This is a genomic window from Rhizobacter sp. P3_B12, assembly GCF_056402895.1.
Map to the genome: position 1 here is coordinate 1 of NZ_JBFUGN010001326.1, position 1,334 is coordinate 1,334.

Below are 1,334 nucleotides of genomic sequence, written 5' to 3' on the forward strand. Positions count from 1 at the left end.
GGCCGGGCGGCAGCGCGTCGGCCAGCTTGCGCAGGCGCGCCGGCCCGTCGTCGTCGTCGCGCAGGCCCAGCCAGTGGTGCATCGCGTCGATCACCGCATGGAAGGCGCTGCTCGCGTGATCGGGCAGGCAGCGGCATTCGAACGAGCGCGCGCCGCGCGCCTTCAGGCCGTGGCGGAACTCGCGCACCAGCCGCGACTTGCCGATGCCGGCATCGCCGCGCAGCTGCACCACGCGCATGGCGCCGTCGTGCAGCGCGTCCCAGTGGCGCCCGAGCGCGGCGAGCTCGTCGTCGCGGCCGACGAAGGGGGTGAGCCGCGGCAGCGCGTCGAGCCGGTGCTCCTTGCGGTCGTGCAGCACGACGCCGGCGCGCTGGGCGCCCTCGATGCCCTTCAGCGCCAGCACGCCGTCCAGCGGCTGCACCGTGAAGCGGTGCTGCACCAGCGCGAGCGTCATGTCGGAGACCAGCACCGTGCCCGGCGCCGCCTTGCTCTGCAGCCGCGCGGCCAGGTGGATCGACACGCCGACCGGCTGGCCGGCCATCACCGAGACGCGCCCGGTGGCGATGCCGATGCGCACCTGCACCGGCGTCGACATGCCGGCCACCGACTGCACGATCGCGAGGCCCGCCGCCACCGCCTGCTCGGCACTGCGCTCGCTGGCGGCCGGGTAGCCGAAGTACGACATCACGCCGTCGTCGCCCTGCGGATCGTCGGCGACGCCGCCGTGGCGCTCGATCTGCGCGATGCAGCGCTGGTGGAATTCGGCCAGCAGGCTCGCATAGCGCTCGCTGCCCAGCCGGTGCAGCCAGCCGGTGGAATCGACGAAGTCGAACGACAGCGAGGTGACCTGGCGCGCATCGTTGCCGGCCGATGCGCGGGCGTCGGGCAGCACCAGCACCGCATCGCCATCGCCGTACAGCTGCAGCCACGGTGCACCGGGCCTGCCGCGCACGGCGCGCACCGCCTCGGCGATCGGCTGGGCCTGCGCAAGGCGCTCGCACAGCGCGCCGAACCAGCCGGCATCCTTGCCGTCAGGGCTGGCGTCGCCGGGCGGCACGACCAGCAGGCTCGCCCCGAGCACCGCCAGCTGCTGCGCGAGCGGTGCCAGCTGCAGCCCGGGCACCTGCCCGACGACGAAGAGCTTGGGCGGGCRCAGCCAGGTCACGCCGGCCAGCAGCTCGTGCGGCGCACCGCTGTCGAGGCGGATCACGTCGTGCCCGGCCAGCAGCCCGGCGATCGCATCGGCCGGCACGGCATCGCGCGCCAGCGAGGTCGACACGACGGCCGGGCTGTCGAGCGCCGGCAGCACCGGCCGGGTCGCCTCGGCGCGGCCG

General features: G+C 75.2%; 1 protein-coding gene. It reads right to left on the minus strand.

Annotated elements, in window-relative coordinates; genetic code table 11:
- A partial coding sequence (locus AC1D01_RS34935) for an adenylate/guanylate cyclase domain-containing protein (protein WP_477874141.1) occupies window positions 1–1,334 on the minus strand: 1,334 nt, incomplete at both ends.